The organism is Burkholderia sp. Ac-20353, assembly GCF_017104785.1.
Lineage (GTDB): Bacteria > Pseudomonadota > Gammaproteobacteria > Burkholderiales > Burkholderiaceae > Burkholderia.
The window spans coordinates 1-655 of record NZ_JAAGPL010000553.1; the positions used below are offsets into that span (position 1 = coordinate 1).

Genomic DNA, 655 nt, shown 5'->3' on the forward strand with positions numbered 1-655 from the left:
TTCTCGATCGATACGCCACTCGATAGGACTGCTTCGCAGGCGCTGACGAGCAACGATCCGAACAACCTGCTGACGACGCGCGTGGTGCCGGTCACGACGCTGAACAACGGCGGTTTCGCGAACCTGAACGTGACCGCGGACAAGTACGCGGGCAAGGGCATCGTGATCGCGCAGGGCACGCAGTTGAACCTGCAGCCGGGTGGTTCGATCTCGCTCAACAGCCCCGCGGTCGGCGCGGATGTCAACGTCGCCGGGCACATTTCCACGCCTGCCGGTTCGGTCTCGATCAAGAGCGGGGGCAACGTCGTCGTCGGGCCGCAAGGCGCGATCAGCGTGGCCGGCCAGTGGGTGAACAACGACGTGCAGGCCGCGCCGGGCACGACGCCCGGCAACAGCCAGTTCATCAACGGCGGCAGCATTGCGCTGTCGGCGACGCAGGGTGCGACCTTGGTGAACGGCAGCGCCGTGGATACGACGGGTTCGATCCTGCTGCAACCGGGAAGCGTGCTCGATGTATCGGGCGGCGGCGAAATGCTCGCGAACGGTCGGTTGCTGATGCAGAACGGGGTGCCGGCCGGGCGCGGGGGCAACGTCGCGTTGCAGACGTATGCGGCACCTGCGGGGGGCGCGCAGTTCGGCGATACGCTCGACGGCG

Annotated in this window: 1 protein-coding gene; it reads left to right on the forward strand. The window is 67.2% G+C overall.

What is annotated here, in order from left to right:
* A partial coding sequence (locus G3N94_RS41920) for a hypothetical protein (protein ID WP_205799985.1) occupies nucleotides 1-655 on the forward strand: 655 nt, incomplete at both ends.